Raw genomic sequence first — 6,133 nt, 5'->3', positions numbered from 1 at the left:
CTCGGGGTTTTCGTTCTCGGCCGACTTCGGACGGCTCAGGAAGTCGACCTTCTCGGCGATGATCTCGCAGCCGTAGCGGTCGTTCCCCATGCTGTCGATCCACTTGGTGTAGTGAATGCGGCCGTGGACGAGGACCTTCATCCCCTTTTCGCAATGCTCGGCGACCGTCTTGCCGAGACCGTTGAAGCAGGTGATGCGGTGCCATTCGGTGTCCATGACCCGGTAGCCGTTCTCGTCGCGCATCACACGGCCTTCCGAGAGGCGGGGACGCGAGGTGGCGAGGCTGAAGTTGGTGATCTTGGTGCCGCTCTGGGTGGTGCGGACTTCGGGGGTCTGACCGATGTTGCCGGCGAGGATGACGATGTTCTGCATGATAAGCTCCTGTGTTTCCTGTCTTCGGGACCGTCCCTTCGACAAGACCCTGAAAAGCCCGTCGGGTGACGCGTGCACGGTGGACGGAACGGACGCCGGAAACCCCCAGAGGATCGGGGTGGAGCGGGCAGCCCCGAAGGGGCAACACGGCCCGGACTGACGCGGGGTTGCGCGCAGGAGCCCGAACGGGATTAGGGGATTGTCAGTCGAAGGGATGGCCCAGGAGACAGAGATGCAGGGAGAGCGCATGCCAGACCCTGACATCCCGGCAACCGGGACAGCCTGACCCCCAGTCCAGCACCTCCTTGGGGACGAAAGCGGCGATCACAAGCCTCCGCCACCCCTGCCCGCCTTCCGGGAGTTGCGGCACCCTGCCGCGACGGGCTATCGGTACCGGAGCATTCAGGACACGGACCGCACCAACGGCTGCTTTCGATCTCGAGGTACTGTCGCTCAGCGAGCTGAAGATAATGCAGAAGGACGTCGCCAAGGCGATTGCCACATTCCAGGATCGGCACAAGGTGGAAGCCCGCGCCAAGGTGGACGCTTTCGCCCGAGACCTCGGCCACTCCCTGGCCGAACTTGTCGGCACAGAGGCGAAATTCATTTCAGCACCTGTTGTGTCGAAATACCGACACCCCGAGAATCTGGCGATCACATGGTCTGGCCGGGGTTGCAAGCCGAACCTAATCTGCGAGCATGCGCTCATCCTGCACGACCAGTAGCGTCAGAATCTCATCATCATAGATGCGCACGGTCTGTTCCTTGATCGGTATCTCATCTGCCCAAGGTTTGTCGAACCAGGCATCCGCCCCACTCGCGCGCAGCATCCTGTCGTCTGGCCCTCCTCCGAACAGGACGTCGAACGCAAGACTGTCTTTGTCCAAGTGGTCCATTGGGAACCATCGCTGGTCCACCTTCGGGGAGCGCGTGAACCACTTCCGCCCCTTCGGAGTGTGACAGACAAGGAGACTCGGCTGCGTATTGCGCTCGACCAGCCTGATCGCTGCAGCCGTCAAGCTCATGTCGAAGTCTTCGGCCATCGCCTTGATGGTTCCCATGTCGAACCGGTTGTTATAGCCGCGGAGGCTCTCCCGGATCAGGAACTCGGGCATCAAGAGCTGCGCGGCGAAGCGGTCGGCCGCGCGCTCAGGAAGTTTTCCGATCGTGCTGCCCGTCTCGATATCTTCAGACTGGCACATTAAGGTCTGACCCCGATGACACTGCCAATGACCGATCTCGTGTGCCAGGGAAAAGCGCCTCCGACGAGGGTTTCCATCCGGCTTCAGGGAGATCTTCGCACGGTTCCCCGCACCAATGATCCGAGCCTCGCACCCGTGCAGATGACGGTATTGGACACGCGCGTTCTGCGTCCAGGCGATGGCCTCCAAGTCGATCTGGTCGGGGCGCGAGACGCCGAATTCTCTTAGCAATTCCTCTGGATCACGGATGGTGCGCATCACTCATCGTCATCCCAATCGTCACCCATGAGCTCCTGCAGGTCCTCAAGGACCCCCTCCAGATCGCCATCATGTTCCTTCTCAAAGTTGCGGGCGGCCATCGTAAGGTCAGTGTTGCCGGCGACGATCGCGGCGATCTGCGCGCGAAGTTCGTCCTGGGACTTTTGCTGTTCTTTCCGCTCCTGGCGTTCATGATGCAGGTCGACCGCCATGCGAGCGTTCTGCAGGCGCTGCTGCCCACCCTCTGCAAGCGCGGATGCGAAGAGGTCGTCCATTTCCTTGTCGAACGCGTCGATATCGACGCCCTCTTCCCGAAGCTCCGCCTCGATCTCGGCGTCGCTCATGGCAAAGACATCTTCCACCATCTCGTCTTCAAGACGGGTCACTCCGGGGGCCTTCCTTTTTGTCATCGGTTATCACCCTTGGCCCGGTAGTTCTCGATTTTTCGATTCATTCTTCTCCGGACCGTTTCATATGAGGTCTTGCTTCCGAAGAGCTCAACCAGTTCTTCCGGCGTGCTGTTGTTGAGCAGACCTTCTACAAGGAGTTGCACTTCCCAATCGTCACCGCACAGTTCGATGGCCTTCGCGTGTTGCTCCTCACGGAACTCGCGGGCCACAAGGGCGGCTTCGGTTGATGGTTCTTCATCCCGCCATTCCTCTCGTGTCGAGAGCTCTTCGCGTTTGTCGGCGGCGACCTTTCTGCGCCTCGCGGCATTGGACGTGATGCTCTGCATCACCTTGTCCAGATGGCGCACGATATCGACGGAACGGTTCCATCGTCTCTTCCCCTCCGCTGTGCTTGCGATGGCATCATGCAGCAACCCCTCAGGGTCTCCCGCAAACCAGGCGCGCCTTTTGGCTACTGCCGTGAGCCTTCGCTTCTGTTCGGCTGACAGGTTTCGAATTGCCTCGGTGGCGTCTTCGGGAGGGTAGAACTTCTCTATGTCTTTGTCGTCTTTCATGAGCCGCTCGATTGCCTGTCACTCGTGTATGCTCCCGAAAAGACGCCCATCGGACATCTTCTTTGGAATTTTTACCGAGGGATTCGTTTTATGGGAGTGCCGACGGAGATCACACCATACCAAGTTGTGCGCAAAAATTCATTACCAATATCTGGTAGAAGCGACGGCCTCGTCGCGCCGTATAGGACCGGCATCAGGCGGCGCGAAACTTTTTTACGAATTTTCTGGCGGCAGCGTCCGATGGGCCGCCTCTCGGGAGCATAGGGGGCACAAGGCGCCTGCTGCGGGCGTCGAGCAGACAAGAAAAGGATTTGCTGCCATGTCTACCGAACCGATCGAGATCGAAGATCTAGAGGCCGCCCTGAAGGCCAACCGCAAGCCCCGCGACTACGGACCCTACAAGGTCAAGGTCGGCGACCACGACCTGAAGTTCACCGACGCCGTCATCGAGGATCCGACGCCCACCGGCCGCCAGATCATCGAGGGGGCAGGCTTCCGCAAGGCCGAGGAACACCTCGTGTTCCAGGTCCTGCGCAACGGTGAACTCGAGGAGCTGCGCCTAGAGGAAACCACGGATCTGCGCCCTGGCCAGGTCGAGCGCTTCCTGGTCTTCCCGAGCGCGGAATCCTTCCGCTTCGACATCGATGGCAAACGCCTCGAGTGGGGCCACAAGGTCATCAGCGGGCGCGTCCTCAAGAAGCTGGCCGGGGTCGATCCCGCGAAGTTCGCCGTCTGGCAGGTGATCCCCGGCAAGGATGACATCCTGGTCGGCGACACCGATCTGATCTGCCTCGCGGATGCTGGCCTGGAGCACTTCTTCACCGGCGTGCCCCAGACCACGGAAGGGGGTGCGGCATGAGCCTCCTCCCCCGTCAGGATCGCCGCTACCTCGAGGGTCGCGGCATCACCGTTCGCGAGGTCATCGAAGGCGGAAAGAAGGGCGTGATCCTCACCGGGATCAAGCTGCCGGAAGGCAAGTATCAGGTCGCCCAGGTGGATATCCTGATCCTGCTGCCGCCCTCGTATCCCGAGGTCGCCCCCGACATGTTCTACGCCGTGCCTCATCTGACGCTTCTTGTCGGCCAGCGTGAGCCCCGCTGCACGCAGGCACGCCAGGCCTTCGATGGCCAGAACTGGCAGCGCTGGTCTCGCCATAACAACCAGTGGCGTCCCGGCACCGACGGCATCTGGACCATGCTGAAGCGGATCGAAGAGGCCCTGGAGGTGGCGGCATGAAGCGCAGCGACATCACCCTCCACGCCCGCCACCGCGACAAGCTGCAGGCGCTGCTCGCGCACCCCCGTGGGCACGAGGGCGCCGCCTACATGCTGCTCGGCAAAAGCGAGATCGCGCAGGACCCTTGGGACCTCGAGCCGCGGACCCGTTACACCTCCTACGAGGTCATCGCGATCCCGCAGGAGGACCGCGTCGATGCCAGCGACAAGCACGTCACCTGGAGTACCAACTCCTTCGCCCAGCTGTGTCGCCGGGCCAAGGAGGAAGGCCTGGTGCCGGCGATCGTTCATAGTCACCCGGGAGGCTTCGACGGTTTCTCGGACCAGGACGATCGCAACGAGCGCGACCTCTTCACCATGGCTCGGAACCGTAACGGCGAGGGGATACGCTTGGTGAGCGTCGTGCAAGTCGGTGACGGCCTCTACCGGGCACGGGTCTGGGAAGACGACATGACACCCTTGCCCTGTCACCGCGTGACCGTCATCGGCACTCGGCTCGAGATCCAGTCGACCGACGTGCCGACCCCGTCGGAAGCCTTGGCCCGGCAGGCACTGGCCTTCGGGCCGGAGGTCAACGGACTCCTCAAACAGCTCTCCGTTGCCGTGGTCGGCTGCGGCGGCACCGGAAGCCCGGTGGTCCATCTCCTCGCTCGCCTCGGCGTGGGGCGCATCGTGGTCATCGACGATGACGTGGTCGAGCATTCCAACCTGAACCGCCTGTATGGCGCGACCCGAAAGGATGCCGAAAACGCGGTTCCCAAGGTCGACATCATGGCGCGCGAGGTGACGATGATGGGCCTCGACGTCGAGATCCGGTCGATGACCGGCTGGGTGGATGCGCCGCATATCCGTGACGCGCTGAAATCCTGCGACGTCATCTTCGGATGCACGGACGATCACGCCGGGCGCCTCTACTTGAACCGCGTGGCGCACTTCTACCTGATCCCGGTCATCGATGTCGGGCTAGTCCTCATGCCCCGTGACGATGGTGAGCCCGGCCTCCTCGAGATGGCCGCGCGGGTCAGCGTGCTGTTTCCCACGTCGGCGTGCCACGGCTGTCGCGGCACAGTCGATCGCGTCAGGGCTCGCGAGGAGGACCTCCAGCGATCGGACCCCGCCGAATATGAACGACAGAAGACCGAAGCCTACGTCCGCGGCGGAGGTAATCCCGCGCCGGCCGTCGTGACCTTCACCTCCGAGGCCGCCACCATGGCAGTGAACGAACTTCTTGCCGGTCTCGTCGACTTCCGCGCCGGCGGCGGATGGACATGGCAACGCTATCGCAAGCTCGACAAGGGCTTCGAGCGTTCGCAGGCAGCGCGGCCCCGGTCCGACTGCCCGGTCTGCGGCAGCGAGGCATACTGGGGTCTCGGCGACATCGATCCGTTCCTGGATCGCATCGGGTGAGCGGGATGATGATCGACATTCTGCGGAAGAGCCTCGAGCTCTTCCACCTCATTCCACGAAGTGACCTGCTTGCCAGGGTAACACCCACACACCCGACGCCGGATCAGATCGTGCCGGGGGAGATGACCATCGTGCGCGATGGCGTCGACAAATGGGCCTGCTTCCACTGCCCTGGTGGGTGCGGCGAGACCATCAAGCTGTCCCTCAGCAAGAACCGGAGGCCCAAGTGGACGGCCATGTCAGACTGGCTGAGGCGCCCGACCATCTCGCCGTCGGTCCGCCAGACGAACGAATGCAGGTGTCACTTCTGGATCCGGCAGGGGCGGATTGACTGGTGCCGCGACAGCGGTTCCCGATCAAGATGACTGCGCAGCTTTCGGGCCAGATGGCCAAATGACTTCATAGCAAGCGGCGATCTCGTTGCGGACATTCGTTCGTGCCGCAGCAAAAGACCACTCTCCGCCCAACTTGGGCGCATCACGGTCCACGCCGGGTCGCATACCGGCGTTCTTCGGATCGGCATCGCCGATCTCTTTGTCGGTGATAGTCCCAGGGGCACACCTGTGCCACGCCTGGGCCCTCGGGAAGTGAGGCCTAAGCCTCACCCGAAGGGATCGTATTCCGAGACGATCACGACCTCGTCTCCGTCGATTTCATCGGCGGGGACGGCGCCATAGGTTCCATCACCTGCCTGG

Annotated in this window: 9 protein-coding genes; 5 read left to right on the top strand and 4 right to left on the bottom strand. The window is 62.3% G+C overall.

Annotated features, from left to right (window positions below):
- The coding region (locus tag MRY75_RS19915) for a single-stranded DNA-binding protein (protein ID WP_292309722.1) at positions 1 to 372 on the bottom strand (372 nt) is incomplete at its 3' end.
- A 470-nt stretch (positions 373 to 842) separates the two neighbouring features.
- On the opposite strand from MRY75_RS19915, the gene MRY75_RS19910 reads away from it, so the two are divergent.
- Positions 843 to 1,097: an H-NS histone family protein gene (locus MRY75_RS19910; protein WP_292309721.1), complete on the top strand. Its 255-nt coding sequence runs from the start codon at positions 843 to 845 to the stop codon at positions 1,095 to 1,097.
- On the opposite strand, the gene MRY75_RS19905 is transcribed toward MRY75_RS19910, so the two are convergent.
- From MRY75_RS19905 to MRY75_RS19895, 3 genes are all read right to left on the bottom strand, one after another.
- Complete coding sequence (locus MRY75_RS19905; RefSeq protein ID WP_292309723.1) at positions 1,059 to 1,832, bottom strand: ImmA/IrrE family metallo-endopeptidase; 774 nt, start codon at positions 1,830 to 1,832, stop codon at positions 1,059 to 1,061. The two genes, MRY75_RS19910 and MRY75_RS19905, sit on opposite strands and share 39 nt — an antisense overlap.
- Positions 1,832 to 2,176 carry a hypothetical protein gene (locus MRY75_RS19900; RefSeq protein WP_292309720.1) on the bottom strand — a complete coding sequence of 115 codons (345 nt, stop codon included), beginning with the start codon at positions 2,174 to 2,176 and terminating at the stop codon, positions 1,832 to 1,834. The genes MRY75_RS19905 and MRY75_RS19900 overlap by 1 nt, the downstream gene beginning before the upstream one ends.
- 62 nt (positions 2,177 to 2,238) lie before the next feature.
- On the bottom strand, positions 2,239 to 2,796 hold the full coding sequence (locus tag MRY75_RS19895; protein WP_292309719.1) for a hypothetical protein: 558 nt from the start codon (positions 2,794 to 2,796) through the stop codon (positions 2,239 to 2,241).
- 319 nt (positions 2,797 to 3,115) lie between these two features.
- Here MRY75_RS19895 and MRY75_RS19890 point away from each other — a divergent pair, with 319 nt between their 5' ends.
- Genes MRY75_RS19890 through MRY75_RS19875 form a run of 4 tightly spaced genes read left to right on the top strand, consistent with a single transcriptional unit; the run spans position 3,116 to position 5,803 of the window.
- Positions 3,116 to 3,655, top strand: coding sequence for a multiubiquitin domain-containing protein (locus tag MRY75_RS19890; RefSeq protein ID WP_292309718.1), 540 nt, complete (start codon positions 3,116 to 3,118; stop codon positions 3,653 to 3,655).
- Entirely contained in the window at positions 3,652 to 4,032 is a 381-nt protein-coding gene (locus MRY75_RS19885) for an E2/UBC family protein (RefSeq protein ID WP_292309717.1), read from the top strand. The genes MRY75_RS19890 and MRY75_RS19885 overlap by 4 nt, the downstream gene beginning before the upstream one ends.
- Positions 4,029 to 5,438, top strand: coding sequence for a ThiF family adenylyltransferase (locus MRY75_RS19880; protein ID WP_292309716.1), 1,410 nt, complete (start codon positions 4,029 to 4,031; stop codon positions 5,436 to 5,438). Before MRY75_RS19885 ends, MRY75_RS19880 begins: the two co-directional genes overlap by 4 nt.
- 8 nt (positions 5,439 to 5,446) lie before the next feature.
- Complete coding sequence (locus tag MRY75_RS19875; RefSeq protein WP_292309715.1) at positions 5,447 to 5,803, top strand: DUF6527 family protein; 357 nt, start codon at positions 5,447 to 5,449, stop codon at positions 5,801 to 5,803.
- Positions 5,804 to 6,133 lie beyond the last annotated feature (330 nt).

It is taken from the genome of Marivita sp. (genome assembly GCF_022763305.1).
In the GTDB taxonomy this organism is placed as follows: domain Bacteria; phylum Pseudomonadota; class Alphaproteobacteria; order Rhodobacterales; family Rhodobacteraceae; genus Marivita.
This window is presented reverse-complemented; position numbering and strand designations above follow the sequence as displayed.

Coding starts and splice junctions, on each gene's coding strand:
- MRY75_RS19910 (WP_292309721.1), top strand. CDS start 843: ATGCAGAAGGACGTCGCCAAGGCGATTGCCACATTCCAGGATCGGCAC.
- MRY75_RS19905 (WP_292309723.1), bottom strand. CDS start 1,832: ATGCGCACCATCCGTGATCCAGAGGAATTGCTAAGAGAATTCGGCGTC.
- MRY75_RS19900 (WP_292309720.1), bottom strand. CDS start 2,176: ATGAGCGACGCCGAGATCGAGGCGGAGCTTCGGGAAGAGGGCGTCGAT.
- MRY75_RS19895 (WP_292309719.1), bottom strand. CDS start 2,796: ATGAAAGACGACAAAGACATAGAGAAGTTCTACCCTCCCGAAGACGCC.
- MRY75_RS19890 (WP_292309718.1), top strand. CDS start 3,116: ATGTCTACCGAACCGATCGAGATCGAAGATCTAGAGGCCGCCCTGAAG.
- MRY75_RS19885 (WP_292309717.1), top strand. CDS start 3,652: ATGAGCCTCCTCCCCCGTCAGGATCGCCGCTACCTCGAGGGTCGCGGC.
- MRY75_RS19880 (WP_292309716.1), top strand. CDS start 4,029: ATGAAGCGCAGCGACATCACCCTCCACGCCCGCCACCGCGACAAGCTG.
- MRY75_RS19875 (WP_292309715.1), top strand. CDS start 5,447: ATGATCGACATTCTGCGGAAGAGCCTCGAGCTCTTCCACCTCATTCCA.